This window comes from Mycoplasma feriruminatoris (genome assembly GCF_000327395.2).
Taxonomy (GTDB): domain Bacteria; phylum Bacillota_I; class Bacilli_A; order Mycoplasmatales; family Mycoplasmataceae; genus Mycoplasma; species Mycoplasma feriruminatoris.
Map to the genome: position 1 here is coordinate 620428 of NZ_CP091032.1, position 20314 is coordinate 640741.

The window sequence follows — 20314 nt, forward strand, 5'->3', positions numbered from 1 at the left end:
ACTATTGTTCTCCTTTCATTTTTTTATAAATTTCTAGTTGGTGTTTATTTAATTTAGTTTCATCAATTAAATCTGGTCTTTTTTTAAGTGTTTTTATTACTTGTTGAGCTTCTCTTCATTTTTTAATATTTTGATGATGACCACTTAATAAAACATCTGGAACTTTTTTATTTCTAAATTCATATGGTTTAGTATAAACTGGATGATCTAATAAGTTATTTTCAAAACTTTCATTTTCATGTGATTCTTGTTTAATAACATTTGGTAAAATTCTTGAAATTGAATCTACTAGAATTAAACTAGCTAATTCTCCACCAGTTATAACATAATCACCAATTGAAACTTCATCATCAATATAATCTAAAATTCTTTCATCATATCCTTCATAATGACCACATATTATAATGATATGTTCATAATTATTAGCATATGATTTTACAATTGGTTGTTTTAAAGTTTTTCCTTGAGGTGTTGTTAGTAAAACAATTGAATTGTCAGTTTTAATTGATTCAATTGCTCTAATTAGTGGTTCAATCATTAAAACCATTCCACTACCACCACCATACTGATAATCATCAACTTGATTATGACTAAGTGTAGAAAAGTCTCTTAAATCAATAACTTCTATTTGTATAGCTTGTTTAATAATTGCTCTTTTAATAATTGATTCTTCTATATATGAATTAATGATTTTAGGAAATAAAGTAATAATAGAAAATTTCATAACTATTTTAGTCCTTCAACATCTTTTGCAATTATCACTTGATTTTCATAATCAATCTCTTTTATAAAAACATCAACTAAAGGCACTCAAAATTCTTTTTGATTTTCAGATTTAACTTTAACTAATTGTTGATAATTATTATTCATATAATCACTAATAATTCCATTTGTTTTTAAACTAGTAAACTTAAAACCAATTAATGAAATAAGTTGAGTAATATTTTTATTTTTTAAACAATATATTTCTTTATTTTTATATTTAATAACATCATTAATATTATCTAAATTTAAAAATTTAACAATTAACTGATTTTTAGTTTTATTTAAAGTTATATTTTGTATTCTTAAAACTTCGAAATTATTATTAGCTTTTATAAAAAAGGTATCGATTTTATTTAAATCATCAATCATAATATCATCATTAAGAATAACTTTAACTTGCCCTTTAATAGAAAAAGTATTGACTATAACACCTATTTTAATAAGATTAGCATTCATTGATTTTTAATCTATTTCTAGATACAGGTTTTATTTTTTTTCAGTATTTTTAGAAAATTTAGATTCATGTAAGGCTTTTAAAATACCTTGTTTTGAAAGTAAACTTCTTACTGTATCAGTTGGTTGAGCACCATTGTTTAGTCATTTTAAAGTTAATTCTTTATCTATTTTAACTTCATCTTTTAATGGGTTGAATGTTCCAACTAATTCAATATATTGACCATTACGGTTAATACGTGAGTCAGCAGCTACTATTCTATAAAATGGCGCTTGTTTTTTACCGATTCTTTTTAATCTTAATTTAACCATTGTGTCCTCCTATAATATATTTTTAAAACCTTATTAATAATATCAATTTTAAAAAAAGGTGTCAAGTAATTTTACTTAACACCTTATATTATTTATGATATTTTTCGTTTTTAATAATTTTAAAAACTCGATAAATTTGTTCAATTAAAACAATTCTACATAATTGATGTGGAAGTGTTATTTTTGCAAGTGATATTTTGTTATTAAAAGAATTTAAAAACTTTTCTGAATACCCATCACTAGGACCAATTACAAATAAAATCTTAGCGTTTTTATAATTTAAATTAGTTTGTATAATATCAACTAAATTTTGAGTTGATATTAATTTAGAATTAACATCTAAAATAATCTTTTCAAAATCTTTATAATTTTCTAATTTATTTAATAAAAGATTTGAGTTTTCTTCTTTGATTTTATTTAATTCACCATTAATTTCTTCTTTTAATTCAATTACTTCTAAATCAATATATTTTTCTAATCTTTTAAAATAATCATTAAAAGCATCAATATAAAACTTTTTATCTAATTTACCAAAACAAATAATTTTAATTTTCATAAATTAGAATTTAAATCCACCTTTTGATAGATTTGGCATTCTTCCACTTTTAATCATTTTAGTCATTTCTAAAACTTGTTTTTTACCTTTTTCAAATGAATTAATTAATTCATTAAATTCTTTTTCACTTCGACCTGAACCTTTAATAATACGGTTTTTTCTACTTATTGCTTTTAAAACTCTAGGATCGCGTCTTTCTTTTAAAGTCATTGAATCCATTAAGATTGAAAACACAACTAGTTTTCTTTGAGCATCTTGAATTTGTGCTTCACTTACTTTATTAATAGGTAACATTTTCATTAATTTATTTAAACTACCCATTTTTGCAATTTGAGCTAATTGGTTTCTTAAATCTTCAAGATCAAATTGACCTAAAAACATACGGTTCATAGTTTTTTGAATAGAACGTTCGTCAATATTTTCAACTGCTTTTTCAAATAAAGTTTCAATATCTCCCATTCCCATCAATCTATCAGCCATTCTTTTTGGATAAAAAGCAGCTAATGCATTAAATCCTTCACCTTCACCAATAAATTTAATAGGTAATTTAGTTAAATAACTAATAGATAAAGTAGCTCCACCTCTAGCATCTCCATCTAATTTTGTAACAACAACTCCGGACAGTTTTAATTTACTATTAAACTCATTTGTAACATTAATAATTTCTTGACCACTCATTCCATCAACAACTAATAAAATTTCATTTGGTGATGTTTTTTTCTTTAAATTATCTAATTCTTTCATTAGAACTTGATCAACTTGTAATCTTCCTGCAGTATCTAAAATTACAACATCAAAATTATTTTCTTTAGCATAATCTAAAGCTTGTTCAGCTGTTTTAACTGGATCTTGTTTTCCTTTTTCAAATACTTGTGTATTTGTTTTTTGTCCTAATTGAACTAATTGTTCAATAGCTCCAGGTCTATAAATATCAAGTGCTACTAATAAAACTTTTTTCTTATTTTTTTTATTTAATAAATAAGCTAATTTGTTTGCTGTTGTAGTTTTACCACTACCTTGTAGTCCAACCATCATTACAACACTTGGCTTTTTATTTAATTCTAAAGGCGCATTTTCTTTTCCTAAAATATTTACTAATTCTTCATGAACAATTTTTATCATTTGTTGATGAGCATTAGCACCTTCTGAAATATATCCACCTAAAGCTTTTTGTTTTACATTATTAATAATTTCTTTTGCAGCTTCAATATTAACATCAGCTTCTAATAAAGATAGTCTAATTTCTTTTAAAGTTTCTTTAATGTTTTCTTCATTTAAAGTAGAACTTTTCATATTTTTTTCGATGCTTTTTTGCATTCTTTTAGATAAAAAATCACCAAATCCCATATTAACTCCTTTAATTTTTATAGTTAAATATTTATTTTAAAATATCAGTTTCTTTTTTTTCTCTTATTACTGTTATTGTTATTTCACCAGGAATAATTACTTTTTCTTTAATTTGTTCTTTCATTTTTTCTAAAATTAAAGCTAAATCTAAATCAGAAGCAACTAGTGGATCAACAATTAATCTAATTTGACGACCTGATTGTAAAGCATAAGTTTTAGCAACTCCTGGAATTGAATTTCCTATTTTTTCAATTTCATTCATTCTTAATATAAATTCATCAATTGCATTATATCTAGCTCCAGGTCTTGAAGCTGAAATCGAATCAGCAATAGCTACAATTGCAGCTATTTCACTTTCTTTTTCCTTGTCTTCATGATGTGATTCAATACAATTTATAATGATTGGATCTTCATTATATTTTCTTGCAATTTCTGCTCCTAATTCAACATGACTTCCTTGCTTTTCAAAATCTAAAGCTTTACCAATATCATGTAATAAACCTGCTCTAGTTGCTTTTTCAGCATCTAAACCTAACTCAGCTGCAATTAAACCAGATAATTTAGCAACTTCAATTGAGTGAGCTAAAACGTTTTGACCATAACTAGTTCTAAATTTTAATTTACCAATTAGTTTAACTAGTTCAATATCAATATCATTAATGTTTAATTCTTTAATAGTATTTAACCCAGTTTCTTGAATAATATATTCTAATTCTTGTTCTTGTTTTTTTAATTCATTTTCAATTTTAACTGGTTGAATTCTTCCATCAACAATTAGTTGTTCTAATGTTCTTGTTGCAATTTCTCTTCTAATTGGATTAAATGAAGAAACTATAACAGTATTTGGTGTTTCATCAACAACAATATCAACACCACCAACTTGTTCAAAAGTTTTCATATTTCTATGATCTTTTCCAATAATACGACCTTTAAGATCATCAGATGGCAATTTAACAATATTAGTTGTTCTTTGACTTGTAAGTTCTACTTTAATTCTTTCCATTGCTGAAATTAAAATGTTATTAGCAACAACTTTAGCTTTACTATGTGCTTGTAATTCAGCGTTTTTTAAAATAGAAATAAGTTCTTTTTCTGATTTATTTCTTACTTGTTTTATTAATAGTTCTTTTGCTTGTTGTTTTGTTAAACCTGATACGTCTTCTAAACGTTTAATTAAATATTCTTCTTTTTGATCTACTAAGAATTTTCTTTTTTCTAGATCTAACATACTAGCATCTAGTCTTTGAGATTTTGACTCAACAATTTCTTGGTTTCTTTTTAGATCATTAGCTCTCATATCTAATTGTTCTTTAACTCTATCTAATTCATTTTTTTCTAATTCACTTCTTTTTAAAAAAAGCATTTTAGCTTCACTAATTTCTTTATATCCATTAGCTAGAACTTGTTTTTTAGCTTGTTTTGCTTCTTTTATATATTGTTCAATAAGATGTTTTCTTGATTTAGATTTTCATAAATAAAGTAGAATTGCACTAGAAATAACAAAGCAAATAAAAAATATACCACAAAAAACTGAAAGTATTATAATTATGTCTTCATCCATGTTCTCTATTTTCTTTCTGCTTAAAAAAATTACATATACTTAATACTAATTTATTATAACATTTAAAAAATAAAAGAAATTTTGACAATAAGACGAAAAGCAAAAAAGCACTATAGTGCTTTAAATTTGTTTATTTTTTATTCTTGTTTAATTAGTTTTTTAACTTGTTCAATTAGTTCATTTGTTCTATTTTCATCAGCATTTAATCACTGAATTACACTTGTTCTTCCTTGACCAATTTTTTCATTTTGATAAGAATATCAAACTCCTGATTTTTCAATAATTTCATGACTTACTAATAAATCAACTAATTCACCAAGTTTATCAATTCCTTTATTATATAAAAGTGAAATTGTTGTAGTTTTAAATGGTATTGATGTTTTATTTTTAACAACTTTAATTTTAATTTTATTACCAATAATTTCTGAATTATTTAAAATGTTTTCTGATTTTCTAACTTCTAATCTAATTGATGAAAAGAATTTTAGCGCTTTTCCACCAGTTGTAGTTTCAGGACTTCCAAAAATAACTCCAATTTTTTCTCTTAATTGGTTAATAAAAATAACTGTTGTATTAGATTTTGCAATTAAACCATTTAATTTTCTTAATGCTTTTGACATCATTCTTGCTTGTAGACCAATTGATTGATCACTCATTTCACCTTCTAATTCAGTTTTTGGAACTAAGGCTGCTACTGAATCAACAACAATTAAATCAATACTATTTGAATTAATTAACATTTCTAAAATATCTAAAGCTTGTTCTCCATTATCTGGTTGACTTACTAATAATTTATTAGTGTCAATTCCTAAATTTTGACAATATTTTGGTTCTAAAGAATGTTCAGCATCAATAAAAGCAGCAATTCCTCCAGCTTTTTGAATTTCACAAATTGCATGTAGTGATAAAGTAGTTTTACCAGATGATTCTGGTCCATAAATTTCAATAATTCTTCCTTTAGGATATCCTCCAATACCTAAAGCATTATCTAATAAAAGTGATCCTGATGAAAATGTTTCAACATTTAAATTATCACTTTGGCCAAGAACCATAATTGATCCTTTACCAAACATTTTTTCAATTTCTTTAATAGCTTCTTTTAGTTCTTTTGAACTTCACATTTGTGCTTCTCTTATATCATTATTTTCTATTGTATTTTGTAATTCTGTACTCATAGTTTCTTTTCTATCCTTTCATAATAGTATTAGAAAAAGTTTTTAGAAAAGAACCATTTTTTTTAAAATTTTTACAACAAATTTAATTGCTTTATTTTTAAAGTGCTTTCTAGATATAACAAATCTAGGTTTAAATTCATAAATTTTTATTTGATCATTAAACTTAATTCCAATATAAGCTAATCCTTTAGGTTTATTTTCCATACTATTAGGACCAGCATTTCCTGTAAAACTTACTACTATATTTGTTTTTGTTAATTCATAAGTTTTTAAAACCATTTCTTTTGCACAATTAAAAGAAATAACACCATCTTTTTTAATAACTTGTTTATCTATATTTAAAATATTTTCTTTAAATTTAGTTTGATAACATACAAATGATCCAAAAAAGACTTTAGAACTATTTGTAATATTAGTAATTAAATTACTAAATAATCCTCCAGTAAATGATTCACAAGTTGAAATTGTTAAATTGTTTTTAATTAATAATTTAACTAATTTTTTTAAACTCATAAAATCACCACAATCTATTAAAAAAGACGAGATTTTATCTATAACCCACGTTTTGTACTTTTACAAGCGTCAATCATCTATCTAGTTATTTTAACTTCTGATCTTAATTCTTATTTTCTTGATCAGATTCCTCTACCAAAATTTGAGTTTCTTACTTATGGGGTTTACCGCGTTCCATTTCAAGATTTCTCTTTATTCGTCTCTGTGGCACCTTAATAACATCACCATAGCAAAGCCTTAGGTTAGTTATGCCGTCAGTAATTACTTACTGCCTAAATTTATTTATTCATTTAGCATAATCACTACAATCATCACAGATTGTGCAAGCGTGGAGTTTCCTCTATATTATTTTTTCAAATACAGCGATTGACCAATAAAATCTCTTATTAATTTTACAACATAAATAAAATAAAAGACTAGATAAGCAAATCTAATTTACTTATTAAATTTTGGAAGTTTTTCTTTATTATTTTGTATTTTTGAATTAGTTGCAAAATCATCATAAATTACATTTTTATTAAGTTGTCATTTACTTAAATTTTGATCAAAATTAGTTGCACTTCTAAACATTTGACTCATATTAGTTACATTAGATACATTTCAATTAGATATATTCTGATTAAAACTAGTTGCATTAAAAAACATATTACTCATATTAGTTACACTAGAAGTATTTCAACTTGATATATCTTGATTAAAACTAGTTGCTGATAAAAACATCGATCTCATATTAACTATGTTTTTAGTATTTCAAGTTAGTTTTTTATTATTGTTATTAAACTTTTTAGCATCAGTAAACATTGCTTCTGTATATAAGACATTATCAGTTTTTCAATTAGATAAATCTTGATCAAAACTACTTGCTTCATTAAACATTGAATTAAAACTAATAACATTAGAAGTATCAAAATTAGATAAATCCTGATTAAAATTAAAAGCACTTCTAAACATTTGACTCATATCTTTAATATTATGAGTTTTTCATTTTTCTAAGCCTTTAATATTTGAACTTTTATTTTCATTAAAAGCTAATTTTAATGAAGTTATTTCTTCAGGTAAAACGTCTGGAACTTCATTTGTTTCACTTTGTATTGTTTCAATTTGAAGTTCAAAATCTTTAGTTAAAAAATAACCAATTTTAACTAATTTATTATTCTGATAAACCGGATTAACTCCTCAACCTCAATAATTATTTGCTAGTTGTTCTTTTGTATTTTCAATCTCTATTTTTAATGAGTAATTTTTATTTTGTTTTTCTAAAATTTGTTTTTCTTTAGTTTCAATATTATTTAAAAGTGTTTTAATTTCATTATTATTTTTAAATTTATTTAGTTGATTTTTTGTTTTAAAATACTCTTTTTTAATAGGTAAATCTATTCTAGTAGGTTTATATTTATATTTATTTGTTTTGTCATATAACCTAGTAAAATGTTCAAATTTATTAGTAACTTTTTGTATCTTTTTTAATTCATTTAAACGAGTTTCTAAAAGATTATTTTCTTGTTGTAAACTAGTTAATTTTAGATTGACTTCATTTATATCATCAACAGTTTTTTTAGTTAATGTTTCTAATTTTATATCATCATTTTTTTGACAAGAAACAGCTATAATAGATAAATTAGTTATTAATAATAAATTTGATAGTAATAATATTTTTTTCATTTTTTTATTCTTTCAATTCAATATAAAGATATTAATTTAGAAATAAAAAGCTCAAATAAGTTTATTTGAACTTTTATAGAAGTTTAAATACTTTATTTCATTACAGGTTTTGCTGCGGCTGGTTTAGCTGAGGTTGTAGTTGAAGGCATGGCTGCAGTTGCTGGTTTTGATGGTTTTACTGATCTTGCTGGAGTTTCTGGATTTTTAAATTTAGGAAGTTTATTTGTTTCATTTTCAATCTTTGATTTTTTTGCAAATTCTTTATGACTAACATTGTCTTTAACTTTCCATTTACTTAGATCTTGATCAAAAATAGTTGCTTCTTTAAACATTGAATCCATATCAGTTACTTTTGAAACATCTCAAGTTGTAACATTACCATTAAAACTTTTTGTTCTTCTAAACATTTGTTTCATACTTTGAACATGAGAAGTATCTCATTTATCTAAATTAGAATTAAACTTTTCAGCTCCATCAAACATTTGTTCCATATTATAAACATGAGAAGTTTTTCAAGAACTTAAATCTTGATTAAATTCTTTAGCTCTAGCAAACATTTTTCTAGCATATGCTAAATTGTATGGATTTCATTTTCCTAAATTTTGATTAAATTTAGATGCATCAGCAAACATTGAGTTAGCATCTCTTAAAATTTTTACATTTCAATTAGAAATATCATGATTAAAATTTTTAGCACCTTCAAACAAGAAGCTCATTTGGCAAACTCTTGAAACATCTCATTTTTCAATACCATCAATATTTGTGTTTAAATTGTGACTAAATACTTTACTTAAACTATTAACTTCTCTTGGTAAAAGTGCACTTATTCTAGAAACGTTTTTAGGCATTTCAAATGCTTGAATATAATGAATATATTTTTTGTAAGGTTTTAAATAATTGTTACCTTCATCATCATAATAACCCATTTGAATTACATCAACAATATCAGCAATTTCTTTTTTTCCAGATTTTTTAACTGGATCATCTCAAACCATTTTTTCTCATTCATCTTTGGTTTTTTCATGAATCATTCCATCTTTTGTTTTGTATTTAATTGATTGATGACCATATTTAACGTTTCCAATTTCAAGTTCAATTACTTCTTTATCAACTAAAACTTTGATTTTTTGTTTTAAACTATTATTTTCATCTTTTTGTAATTTTGAAACATTATTTTGATATAAACTACCATCTAAATCAATTGCATCACTAACTTGTTTTGGTAACTTTTCTTTAAGTAGTTCAACAATTAAACTTGTATTTTTAGCACTATCTAATTTATTTTTAAAATCTTTTTCTCATAAATTAATAACAGCTTGTTTATTAGTTATTTGATTATTTTGATTAATATTTGAGTTATTTTTATTTGTTTTACAAGCAACTACTAAAAAACTAGTAGTACTTAACATTGTTAATGAAGTAAATAATGTTAATAACTTTTTCATCTCTTATAGCCTTTTATAAATTAATTATTTTTAATAAGTATGGATTAAATGAAGTCTTTAATACCACTTTTATTATAGTAAATTTAAAAATAGATATTTAAATCAGACTAAAAGACAAAAAAAATAGAACATCTGTTCTATTCTCTTTATCTTAATTTGTTTATTAATAATTTGTATATCTCATCTATTTTATTTAGTTTTTCTTCATATTCAACTAAATTTTTTTCAATTCTAGTTATTCTTTTAATAACATCAACATCATTTAAATTATCTTTAACTAGTTTTCAATTCTTTTTAACGTATTGATCTAGTTCAGTTTCAGTTTGTTGTTTATCAGTAGTAAGTTTTGCAATCTTTAAATTAGCTAATTCTAATTGGTCATTTAAACTAGTAATTTGATTTTCTAAACAAACATAATCTTTAATAATTTCATCTAAAAAATCATTTACTTCTTCAACTTTATATCCTTTATAAACTATATTAAATTTTTTATTTTGGATCTGGTTAACTGATAACTTTTTCATATAAATGACTCCTTTTTGATAATAATTATAACATTTTTTCTAATACTATAAAAAGGAGGATTTATGTATCCATTAAAAAATAAAGGTCAATATTTAGAAACAATTTTAAATATTACAAATCAAAAATATTTAGATGAAAATATGTGTGTTGTTACAAAAATACCAACAAATATTAATTTAATTAAAATCAATAACAAAATTATTACTAATGCTACTTTTAAAGATAATTTTAATTGCGATTATATTGGAGTTTATAATGGGTTATATTTTGAATTTGATGCTAAAGAAACTTCAAAAGATGAATTTAACTTTAATGCTATTAGAAAAAACCAACAACAAAAACTAGATTTAGTAACTAAAAATAAAGGTTTAGCTTTTATTATTTTATATTTTTCACAATATGATGATTTTTATTTAATTTCTTATTCTCAACTAAAAGAATATATAAAAGCAAATAAAAAAACAATTCCTAGAAGTTGAATTATTTCAAACTGTAAAGAATTGTTTTTAACAAATAAATTAAAATTAGATTATCTTAAACATTTTGATCATCTAATCAATCAAATTGCATAAGTTTATTTGATGATTTTAAAAATAGCTCAATTTCTTTTAATAAGTCTATAAAACTAGAAATTTTTTTATTAGTTGTGATTTGTAAAATTTGTTCTTTATTAATACTTGTTTTTAATAGATCTAAAATTTGTAATTTTTGATTCTCAAATAAATTAAATAATAAGTTTTTTTCTAGATTATTAAAAAAATCAATGTGTTGTTCTATTAAAAAAGTGTTATTAACAAGTAAAGCGATTTTATTAAACAAATTAGAAAAATCTATAAAATCAGTTTTAATTTCAATTAAATCTTTTTCAGCTAAAATTTCTAGTTCTTTTTCAATTTGTTCACTTGTTAAATTTAAATAATTAGCTAATAAATTAGGAGTTGTCATTTTTCTAGTTTGATCATTTAAATACATAATCATTAAAATTATTAAAGCTTGATTATCAGATAATTCTAATTTTTTATAATATTCTAATAACAGCTTTTTTTTAGAAACAAGTCCTTTTTCTAACATTTTTAAAATCATAAAAGTCCTTTTATAATGCTAATAAAAAGGTTGTCTAGCAACCTTTTTTTAATTATTACATTAATGATTCTTTAAGTTGTTTTGCTGGTTTAAATCTTGCTGATCTAGAAGCTGGAATAACTATTTTTTCACCAGTTGATGGATTAATTCCTTCTCTAGATGCTCTTTCAGAAATTACAAATTTTCCAAATCCGGCAACTGATACTTCTTTTCCTTCGATTAAATGTTTTGAAATTGTTTGAAAGATTCTATTAACAACTTTTTCTGCATCAACTTTAGAAATATTTTCATTAATAATGATTTCATCAATTAATTCTTTTTTAGTCATATTAAATTATTTCTCTTTTCTACTTTTCAACTTAAACCAGTCAAACACCTTTAAATGAATGGTTTAAAAGCGCTATTGGTCTAATGTTATTATATAAAATTTTATATAATGTGTTGATAAATTGATTGTGAATTTGATATTTATCACATAGTAAATAAGCAATTTTTACTACTTGAATTTGATTTAATGTTAGATTATTTTTTTCTAGTGCTTTTTTTGTATCATTAAACTTTACAATGTCAACACCTAGTTTATAAAAAATAGAATTATTAGTTAAAATATTTTCAAAAATATTTGCTAAAGTTGCAAAATTAAAAAATGATTCTAATCTTGTTTGATAGTTTTTTGTTATTTGATAAATTAGATTAATTATTATAGTAATCAAACTTGCTTTAGCATTACTTCCTGCATCAAGTTGATCTAAAATTCCTAAACTTAGATTAATTAAATCTTTAAAATAAACTACTAATTGACAAGTATTTAAATCATTTGAAACATAACATAAAAAATACTCATTTGAAAAAATTTCAACTAACATATTAGCTGTGTTTAAATCATTTGAAACTATCATACAACTTGATGGTTTTTTTAAAATAATTTCACTAGCATTACTTGGTCCATACAAACTAACATATTCTTTTAACAAACTAGTATTTTTAAATTGTTTAATTATAAAATTTGATAATAAATCTAAATTAGTTTCATCAAATCCTGTGATTGTATTTATTAAAATTACTGGTTTTTTTAAATACTTTTTAATCTCATTAATCATTGATTCTAACTGATTATAAGTTGTTGATAAAATTAGAATTTCAACATTTTCTAAACTAGCAATTAGATCATTTGTAGCAATAATTTTTTTATTAATTTTTAAATTATTATAGATGTGATTAAAATTAATATTTTGTTCTTCAATTTGATCATTTGTAAAAATAATAACATTATGATGATTATCAGCTAAAACATTACTTAAAGAAACACTATATGGATTTAATCCAATAATAGTTATGTTTTTTTTCATATTATTTTCTTTCTCTAAAAATTAAATTAATTGGAATACTATCAAGTCCAAAACTAAATCTAATTTGATTTTCTAAAAATCTTTTATATGAAAAATGCACATAATTTGGGTTATTACAAAATAAAACAAATGTTGGAATATAAGCTTGAACTTGACTTGCATAATAAATTTTTAACCTATTTCCATTAAAATCTGGAGCTGGGTTAATTAGTTGAGCTTTATTTAAGACTTCATTTAAAACATAAGTTTTAATTTTAATAGATAGATTTTGTTTAATTTCATCAACTAAATCTAAAATTTTAGTTACTCTAGTTTTATCAATAGCAGAAATAAAAATAATTTTTGCATATGATATATATTTAAAATATGCTCTTATTTCTTCTTCTTTTTTAATAATTTGTTCTTCTTTATTTTTAACTAGATCTCATTTATTTACAACTATAATAACAGGTTTTTTTTCATCATAAATTAACCCACCAATATTTGTATCTTGATCAGTAATTGGTTTTGTTGCATCAATCATTAATAACACAATATCAGCATTACTAATAGCAGATAATGATCGTAAATAACTATATTTTTCTATAGTTTGACTTAGTTTAGATTTTTTTCTAATTCCAGCTGTATCAATTACAGTATACTTTTTTTTATTATATGAAAAAGAAATATCAACAGCATCTAAAGTAGTTCCTTCAATTTGACTAACTATCATTCTATTTTCATTAACAAATGAATTTACTAAACTAGATTTACCTACATTTGGTCTTCCAATAATTGCAATTTTAGTTGAATCATCTTCTATAATTTCATCATTTTTTGAAATATAAGAAATCACTTTATCTAATAAATCACCAATTCCAATTCCATGAGTTGAAGAAATAAAATATAGATCACTAAACCCTAAACTCATAAATTCATAATTATGATCATCAATAGTTTTTTTATCATATTTATTAACTGCTAAAATTACAGGTTTTTTTGATTTATGTAAAAGTTTTGCAATCATTTTGTCATCTTTATCTAAAGAATTTAAAAAATCAACAACAAAAATAATTACATCAGCTTGTTGAATAGCTATTTGAGTTTGTAATTGAATTTCATTTGAAAATAATTGATCAGATAAACTAATTCCCCCAGTATCAACTAAAATAAATTCTCTAGTTAATCATTCAGCATTACTATAAATACGATCTCTAGTTACTCCTGGTTTATCATCAACTATAGATTTTTTTTCTTTAATAATTCTGTTAAATAAACTTGACTTTCCAACATTTGGTTTACCAACAATTGCTACAATTTTCTTTTTCATTATTTTCGACTTTCTAAAGCTTTAATTTTATTAATAATCATTTCTACAACCTGATCTATTGTTAAATAAGAATTATCTATATATCATGCATCATCAACTAAAACTAAAGGACCTGTTAATCTAGTTTTATCTGTTTTATCTCTATTATATAAATCATTATAAATTTGTTTATATGATTTATCTAAAATATGGTTTGTTATATTTTGTTCAAATCTTCTTTTTGCTCTAATTTCTAAATCACAATCTAAATAAATTTTTAAATCAGCGTTAGGTAAAACAACACTTGTAATATCTCTTCCAACTACTATATAACCTTTGTTTTTAACTAGTTGTTGTTGAGCTTTTACCATATGATTTCTAACTTGACTTATTATTGTAATTTTATTAATTACATTTAAAATATCACTACTTATTAACTTGTTTGTAACATTAATATCATTTACAAAAATTTGATCATCTTTTATTTGATAATTAAAACTATCTAATAAACTAATAATTTGGTTTTGATCATTAAAATCAATATTTTTAGATAAACAATATCAACTAAAAGCACGATACATTAACCCAGTATCAACAAATGTATAATTTAAAATTTCAGCTACTTTTTTACAAATTACAGATTTTCCACTACTACTAGTTCCATCAACAGCTACAATTAGTTTTTCCATACTTTCTCCTATAAAACAATAAATAATAATAAAGAAAAAATCATAATAAAAATAAAAACAGAAATTCAAATTAAAAATCAATTCTTTTTAATTTGATACATTTGTTTTTTTCTTTCTAATTCAAAAATCTTTTTTAGATTTTCACTTTTAGTTTTTTTAATTAAATCAGTAATATTAGTTTCTTTTAGTTCATTAAATTCTTGAGTGATTTTAATATCATTTTGATCAAAATCTAGTTTAGTTAAATTATTAAAATCTTGATTAATTAGTTGTGATGTTTCAAAAATCTCACTAGTTGTTTTTTTATGTAAACTAATGTTTTTAGTCATATTTAATAAATTAACAAAGTGAAATTTTTGTTCATCTAAAACTATAAAATCAGAATAATTTTTTATATCTACTAACTCATTAGTACTAAAGTTTTTTAATAAATTAATTTGCTTATCAATATTGTTTAAAAGTTCTTGATTAATAGTTTGACTAATTTTAGTTTTTGCTAAATAAAAACTACCTTTTTCAAATTCATCATAAATATTATTAAAAATATTTTGAAAGTAGTTTTCATCTAATTTATTTAAAACATTTAAACTATTATTAATAAATTTACTATAATCACCTAAGCTTTTAGCAGAATTAATTTGTTTATTTACTAAATCAATTTCTTTATTAAATAATTCATTTCTAGAAGTATATTCTTTATTCATAAAACACCTATTACTAACATATATTTTATAATAAAACATATTTAAACATAAAAAAATGCCAATGGCATTTTATTTGTATCTATGATTAATAGGTCTCATTTTTCATTCAACTAAAATAAATAATAATAAAGCAATACCGTATCTTAATACATTTCATCCAAATACAGCAATAACAATAAACATATTAATGTTATTAAAAGTTAATTGATTTTCTTCATGAACATGATTATGATCATGACCTGCATGAAAAAATAGTTGAGAGTTATTTGAAATTAAACCTCTTTGATTTGTAGATGGATCTAAATATAAAGCTAAAACAAATCCTAAAGTTGAAAGAATAGCAATTAGTACACTCATAATTGGTAGTGGTGTTCATCTTTTAAATCTAGCTACATTTTTATTAGTATCATGATGAATTGGTGAGTTATTAAACATTACATTAAATATTAAAAATACAATTCAAACTATAAAAACATTAATAACAGCTTCAATTGGTGGTTGAATTCAACCGTGTTCCATTCCATGAATGATGTTATGTAAAATTGGAGCTAAAAACCCTAAAACACTAGCAAAGATTGGACCTAAAGTAGCTATTGAAATACAAACAACTGAAATATCTAAAAATCTAGATTGAATTCATACTTGATCACTTACAGGAATTTGAATTGATTCTAATAATATATCAAGTGCACTAACTGAAGCAGTTAAAGCTAAAAAGATTGCAGTTAATACTATTTTAAATATTAATTTTTTTCTATTAAATTGAAAAACAGTCTTTAATTCAAAATTACTATTTTGAATATCATCGTGATTTCCAAATCTATCAAAATGATGTTTTCCGTGATAATGATCTATATTTTCATACTCTTTATCGTGATGAATATGTTTTTCTAGATCTTGATCAGTATGACAAACTACATCATTTAATTGTTCTTTTAATGATTTATTTTCTTTCATAATAGCCTTTCATTTATATAATAATTATTATATCAATAATATCTTATTTATAAAATTTATAAATAAATAAATATCATATTATTTAAAATTATTTGTTATAAAATAAAATTAAAAAAAGAGAGGTTCTTAAAATGAAAAATAATGTAATTAGTATGGTAGTTGAAATACCAAAAGGTTCATCTAACAAATACGAAGTTGATGAAAAAACAAAAAGAATAAAACTTGACCGTGTTTTATATGGAGCTAATTTTTATCCTGGTGAATATGGAATGGTTGAAAATACATTAGATTGAGATGGAGATCCATTAGATGTAATTTCACTATGTACTTATCCAACATTACCAGGAGTTGAAGTTAATGTTAGAATTTTAGGATCAATTAAAATGGTTGATGCTGGAGAAGTTGATACTAAATTATTTGGTGTATTTAATGATGATCCAAGATTTAAAGAATATCAAACTTTAAATGATGTTCCAAAACACTATAGAGATGAAATCGAAAACTTCTTTTTACAATATAAAGCTTTACAAAATAAAGTAGTAAAAATTAATGGATGAGGAACTTTAGAAGAAGCTTTAGAAGAACTAGAAGAATGCAAGATGAGATTTGAAGAATACAAAGATCGTTTAGCTAAAGGACAAAAAGATGAAATTTTAGCTGAATGAAAACAAAAAGGTCTAGGTCAAGCTTAATATTTTAATAAATTTAATAATAATGGATCACTAATTTAGTGATCCATTTTTTAACTAAAAAACACTCCTAAGGAGTGTTGTAAGGATTATATTATAATTATCTTTTAATTTGATCATCAATGCTATCAAGTTGTTTATCAATCATAACATTCATGTTGTCAAGTTCGCTAATTCTTCTATTTAAGTCAATAATTTGATTATTTTTATCAACTAAAGCATCTTTAATGTGCATAATTTTTTGTTCAAGTGACTGAGCATTTCAATCAACAAATTTAAGATCACTTTTAGCTAGAAGATTAACAAATTCTTCATTATTAATTTTTGCTAGTTCTTGTTCATAATAATTCAATGTCAAACTTTTTCCTAAATTATCTTTTAAATATGATTCCACACCATTATAAATTGCGTTTAAAATTTCACTTATTTTTTCAATTACAAATTTTGCTTTCAACCCAGATTGTAAATTAACAACGTTTTTATATTCATCTAAATACTCAATGTTTGGAGCATCAACTGGTTGAACATCTCCATTTTGGTCTTCACTTAGTTCGCTTGTATTTAGACTAGCTTCTTTAAATCTTTTAGATTTTTTATCATAATAAGCTAAATAATATGTAGTTTGTTTTGTTTCTTGATAAGAATTTAGATTAGTTGTTCCTTCTACATGATATTTAGTTAGTTTTTTTAATTGATTGTTAAAAACATTTTGAAGTTCATTAACATTATCTTGAGCATCTGAAATAACTGATTTAACTTTTTTTAAAGTGTCATTAACTTTTTTTTCTAATAAAGGATTCATATAATCAACCTCCTTTTAGATTATTTTTATAAAAATTAGTTTTTATTATTTTAGTTTTTAAATTGTTGTTTGATGCTTGTTAATGTTTGAATGTTTATTATATCTTTTAAGAATTATTGTTAGTAGTTGAGATCATTTGATTTAATTAGTGTTTGCTTGTTCTTCTATATTACCAATCATAGTAACATCTGAAAGATGCCAAGAAAAGTAGGCAAGGACTATAAGTTTTCAATTGAATAGATCAGTTTTTATTCCAAATTCTAAGGGAAGTCTTTCTGCATCAGATGGATTTGCAATTATACCTTTAGATGCTGGTACAAAAACCGTTTCTGTACCTTTTGCTTTAGTTCAAACAAGATAACTTGAATTATAATTTTCTTCTTGCAAACTTATAGTTTGTTTTTTATATTGAGTTTGAAATAGTTTAAACTCTGTAATTCCAGGTATTTTAGAAATTAAGTATTCTTCTTTAATTTTTTTAACATCACTATTAAAATCTAAACTATAAAATTCTGATAAATCTGTTGTAATTGCAGTTTTTTTAGTTTTACCATTTAGGTATTTTTTCCATTCAGATCAAATATTAAAATCTTCATCGTTTTTGGTTTTGACATTTTCTGGTCTTCCAGTCATATTGAATAAAATTCTTTTTGATACAGAAGGTAATCATCGATTATTCTCATCTTTTGGAAAATTAGGATTTCCTTTTTTAATTCCATAAAATTTATGAAATTGAGTTAGCAATGTTTCTATTCCTTTGTAATATGCATTAAATATAGAAGACTGTTTATAAGTTTTTTCTTTTAGTTCTTTAGTATTATCAAAATCTAATTTACTTTCATTTGGATCTAATTCAACTGCATAATTAAAAGAAATATTTCCTAAATCATGAACATACCCACTTGCTAATGTTAAACGTAGACCTTGTAAATCAAAACTTTCAAAAGAAGTAGCAGCTTTATACATATTTTTAAAAATATCAGAATTTTTAAATTGTTCTTCTAATTTATCTGTACTTTCATTAAATTCAGAATATGTATCTAATAAAGTTTGTTTAAATTGGTCTTTGTAATTTTGCATTTTTGCAATTCATGGATCAAGTAATTCTTCAACTAATTGTCCATTTCCTTTTTTAGTTTCAAGTAAATCTATTTTTTCATCAGTTTTTACTTCACCAAAATACAAATGCAATTGTTTGTATGCAGTAGCAATTGCATTAAACAAACCATTACCATTTTGGTCTTCTGTCACTTGTTCTAAAGAACCAATTTTAAGCTTTGTTTTTTCACTACCGATTCTTTCTTGATCATCTTTATATGAAATTTTAAAGTTCTTAACAACTTCATTACCACTGCTTTTAATAAGTTTTTCTAAAATTTTATCTTTAATTTTTTCTGATAATTCTTCATTATGTTTAGAGATAGCTGATTTATAACTATTTGTTGAAGCTGTTAACAGATCTTGAACTGTTAAATCTTTTGAAGCTTTTTTTAATGTTTCAAAGTCAACTTTTAATAAATCATCATTATTCAACAATAAATCGGATCATAGTTTTTTAATGTTTTTTAATAAATTAATGGCTACTTCTTCACTTGAAACATTAATAACAAATTCATTTGAAATAGTTTCATTTTTTACTTGATTTTCACTATCTTTATATCGATATGAAAAATCAATATCTAATTTTATAGTTGAATCAAATGAACCTTTATTTTCAAAGAATTTCATTTTTGAATCATCAAATCTAAACTTAATTCCTTCAATTCAATTATTATCATTAAAATCGCTTAACAAAATTCTATATTTATCAGTTCCTAATTTATTTAATCTTTGTTTGAATTTGTTTATAGCAGTATTTATATCTAAAATATTTTCTAAACTTTTATTAAACTCACTTTGTTCTTTTTTATCAAGGTTATCATAAAATTTTTGATAACCATCTTCATCTTTATTAGAATTTAATTTTTTACCCAATTTAGAAAAATTTTGTCTTGCAAAAAAATCTTTATCATCATCTTTTGTTTTTTTTGACAAAATAGCTGTTCTTGAAACAATATAAGGTCTTATAGTTTCATTATAAACGTCTCTTATTTCACTATTAAATTGTTGAATTAGATCGTTTTTTTGTCTAATTTGAGATGCATTATCATTAGTATCATTATCATCAGCTTCATTATCATTATCACTATCATGATGTCTATTAGGATCAATAACTTCTTCAATAGGCTCATCACCAGAGTTATCTGTGTTATTATCTGATGTATCAGTATTACTATCTGAAGTATTGGATTGATCTGGTTTTTTAGGTTGAGGTTTTTGCTTTGTACATGCTATAACTGAACCTGTAGTCATTGTTGCAAAACCAAAAATTGCTAATACTCTAAGTAGTTTTTTCATTATGCTTATTCTTTCTAATTAAATGTTTTTTGATTTTTAAGA

General features: G+C 23.0%; 22 protein-coding genes and 1 other RNA gene. 2 read left to right on the forward strand and 21 right to left on the reverse strand.

The genetic code is table 4. The features are described from left to right. Nucleotide 1 precedes the first annotated feature (1 nt). The 12 genes from trmD to D500_RS02735 all read right to left on the reverse strand — a co-directional run bounded on the left by trmD (nt 2) and on the right by D500_RS02735 (nt 10313). Nucleotides 2-724: a tRNA (guanosine(37)-N1)-methyltransferase TrmD gene (gene trmD, locus D500_RS02680; protein ID WP_008363856.1), complete on the reverse strand. Its 723-nt coding sequence runs from the start codon at nt 722-724 to the stop codon at nt 2-4. 2 nt (nt 725-726) lie between these two features. Continuing rightward, nucleotides 727-1221, reverse strand: coding sequence for a ribosome maturation factor RimM (locus D500_RS02685; RefSeq protein WP_008363854.1), 495 nt, complete (start codon nt 1219-1221; stop codon nt 727-729). A gap of 30 nt (nt 1222-1251) precedes the next feature. Further along, nucleotides 1252-1530: a 30S ribosomal protein S16 gene (gene rpsP, locus D500_RS02690; RefSeq protein WP_008363852.1), complete on the reverse strand. Its 279-nt coding sequence runs from the start codon at nt 1528-1530 to the stop codon at nt 1252-1254. Between the two features lie 88 nt (nt 1531-1618). Then, nucleotides 1619-2086 (reverse strand): 23S rRNA (pseudouridine(1915)-N(3))-methyltransferase RlmH, encoded by a 468-nt coding sequence (locus D500_RS02695; RefSeq protein WP_008363850.1) that lies wholly within the window; start codon nt 2084-2086, stop codon nt 1619-1621. A 3-nt stretch (nt 2087-2089) separates the two neighbouring features. Then, nucleotides 2090-3433, reverse strand: coding sequence for a signal recognition particle protein (gene ffh, locus D500_RS02700; protein ID WP_008363848.1), 1344 nt, complete (start codon nt 3431-3433; stop codon nt 2090-2092). Nucleotides 3434-3464: 31 nt separating this feature from the next. Then, nucleotides 3465-4994 carry a ribonuclease Y gene (gene rny, locus D500_RS02705; protein ID WP_008363846.1) on the reverse strand — a complete coding sequence of 510 codons (1530 nt, stop codon included), beginning with the start codon at nt 4992-4994 and terminating at the stop codon, nt 3465-3467. 137 nt (nt 4995-5131) lie between these two features. Next, nucleotides 5132-6169, reverse strand: a complete 1038-nt coding sequence (gene recA / locus D500_RS02710) for a recombinase RecA (RefSeq protein WP_008363844.1) — start codon at nt 6167-6169, stop codon at nt 5132-5134. A gap of 42 nt (nt 6170-6211) precedes the next feature. Then, complete coding sequence (locus tag D500_RS02715) at nt 6212-6682, reverse strand: CinA family protein (RefSeq protein ID WP_008363842.1); 471 nt, start codon at nt 6680-6682, stop codon at nt 6212-6214. A 36-nt stretch (nt 6683-6718) separates the two neighbouring features. After that, nucleotides 6719-7060: RNase P RNA component class B (gene rnpB, locus D500_RS02720), an RNA gene on the reverse strand. Between the two features lie 57 nt (nt 7061-7117). After that, complete coding sequence (locus tag D500_RS02725) at nt 7118-8344, reverse strand: BspA family leucine-rich repeat surface protein (RefSeq protein WP_008363841.1); 1227 nt, start codon at nt 8342-8344, stop codon at nt 7118-7120. A gap of 92 nt (nt 8345-8436) precedes the next feature. Beyond that, nucleotides 8437-9789, reverse strand: a complete 1353-nt coding sequence (locus D500_RS02730) for a BspA family leucine-rich repeat surface protein (RefSeq protein WP_008363839.1) — start codon at nt 9787-9789, stop codon at nt 8437-8439. A gap of 146 nt (nt 9790-9935) precedes the next feature. Further along, nucleotides 9936-10313 (reverse strand): DivIVA domain-containing protein, encoded by a 378-nt coding sequence (locus D500_RS02735; RefSeq protein ID WP_008363837.1) that lies wholly within the window; start codon nt 10311-10313, stop codon nt 9936-9938. Between the two features lie 63 nt (nt 10314-10376). Between D500_RS02735 and D500_RS02740 the strand changes: the two genes are divergently transcribed. Beyond that, nucleotides 10377-10886, forward strand: coding sequence for a Holliday junction resolvase RecU (locus D500_RS02740; protein WP_008363836.1), 510 nt, complete (start codon nt 10377-10379; stop codon nt 10884-10886). Here D500_RS02740 and D500_RS02745 read toward each other — a convergent pair. From D500_RS02745 to D500_RS02775, 7 genes are all read right to left on the reverse strand, one after another. After that, a complete protein-coding gene (locus D500_RS02745; RefSeq protein WP_008363834.1) occupies nt 10849-11397 on the reverse strand; it encodes a DnaD family protein in 549 nt (182 codons plus the stop codon). The genes D500_RS02740 and D500_RS02745 overlap by 38 nt on opposite strands. A gap of 55 nt (nt 11398-11452) precedes the next feature. Then, the gene (locus tag D500_RS02750; protein WP_008363832.1) at nt 11453-11725 is read right to left on the reverse strand and encodes an HU family DNA-binding protein; all 273 of its coding nucleotides are present in this window, start codon (nt 11723-11725) and stop codon (nt 11453-11455) included. Nucleotides 11726-11756: 31 nt separating this feature from the next. Further along, on the reverse strand, nt 11757-12746 hold the full coding sequence (locus tag D500_RS02755; protein ID WP_008363831.1) for an NAD-dependent glycerol-3-phosphate dehydrogenase: 990 nt from the start codon (nt 12744-12746) through the stop codon (nt 11757-11759). Between the two features lies 1 nt (nt 12747). Continuing rightward, nucleotides 12748-14055: a ribosome biogenesis GTPase Der gene (gene der / locus D500_RS02760; RefSeq protein ID WP_008363828.1), complete on the reverse strand. Its 1308-nt coding sequence runs from the start codon at nt 14053-14055 to the stop codon at nt 12748-12750. Then, nucleotides 14055-14723 carry a (d)CMP kinase gene (gene cmk / locus D500_RS02765; RefSeq protein WP_008363827.1) on the reverse strand — a complete coding sequence of 223 codons (669 nt, stop codon included), beginning with the start codon at nt 14721-14723 and terminating at the stop codon, nt 14055-14057. The genes der and cmk overlap by 1 nt, the downstream gene beginning before the upstream one ends. Before the next feature lie 8 nt (nt 14724-14731). Beyond that, the gene (locus D500_RS02770) at nt 14732-15427 is read right to left on the reverse strand and encodes a hypothetical protein (RefSeq protein WP_008363824.1); all 696 of its coding nucleotides are present in this window, start codon (nt 15425-15427) and stop codon (nt 14732-14734) included. A gap of 69 nt (nt 15428-15496) precedes the next feature. Then, nucleotides 15497-16384: an ECF transporter S component gene (locus D500_RS02775; protein ID WP_008363822.1), complete on the reverse strand. Its 888-nt coding sequence runs from the start codon at nt 16382-16384 to the stop codon at nt 15497-15499. A gap of 131 nt (nt 16385-16515) precedes the next feature. On the opposite strand from D500_RS02775, the gene D500_RS02780 reads away from it, so the two are divergent. Continuing rightward, complete coding sequence (locus D500_RS02780) at nt 16516-17076, forward strand: inorganic diphosphatase (protein WP_008363820.1); 561 nt, start codon at nt 16516-16518, stop codon at nt 17074-17076. A gap of 97 nt (nt 17077-17173) precedes the next feature. Here D500_RS02780 and D500_RS02785 read toward each other — a convergent pair whose 3' ends face one another. Both D500_RS02785 and D500_RS02790 read right to left on the reverse strand, forming a co-directional pair. Further along, nucleotides 17174-17875, reverse strand: coding sequence for a hypothetical protein (locus D500_RS02785; protein WP_008363818.1), 702 nt, complete (start codon nt 17873-17875; stop codon nt 17174-17176). 141 nt (nt 17876-18016) lie between these two features. After that, nucleotides 18017-20272, reverse strand: coding sequence for a hypothetical protein (locus D500_RS02790; protein WP_008363815.1), 2256 nt, complete (start codon nt 20270-20272; stop codon nt 18017-18019). Nucleotides 20273-20314 lie beyond the last annotated feature (42 nt).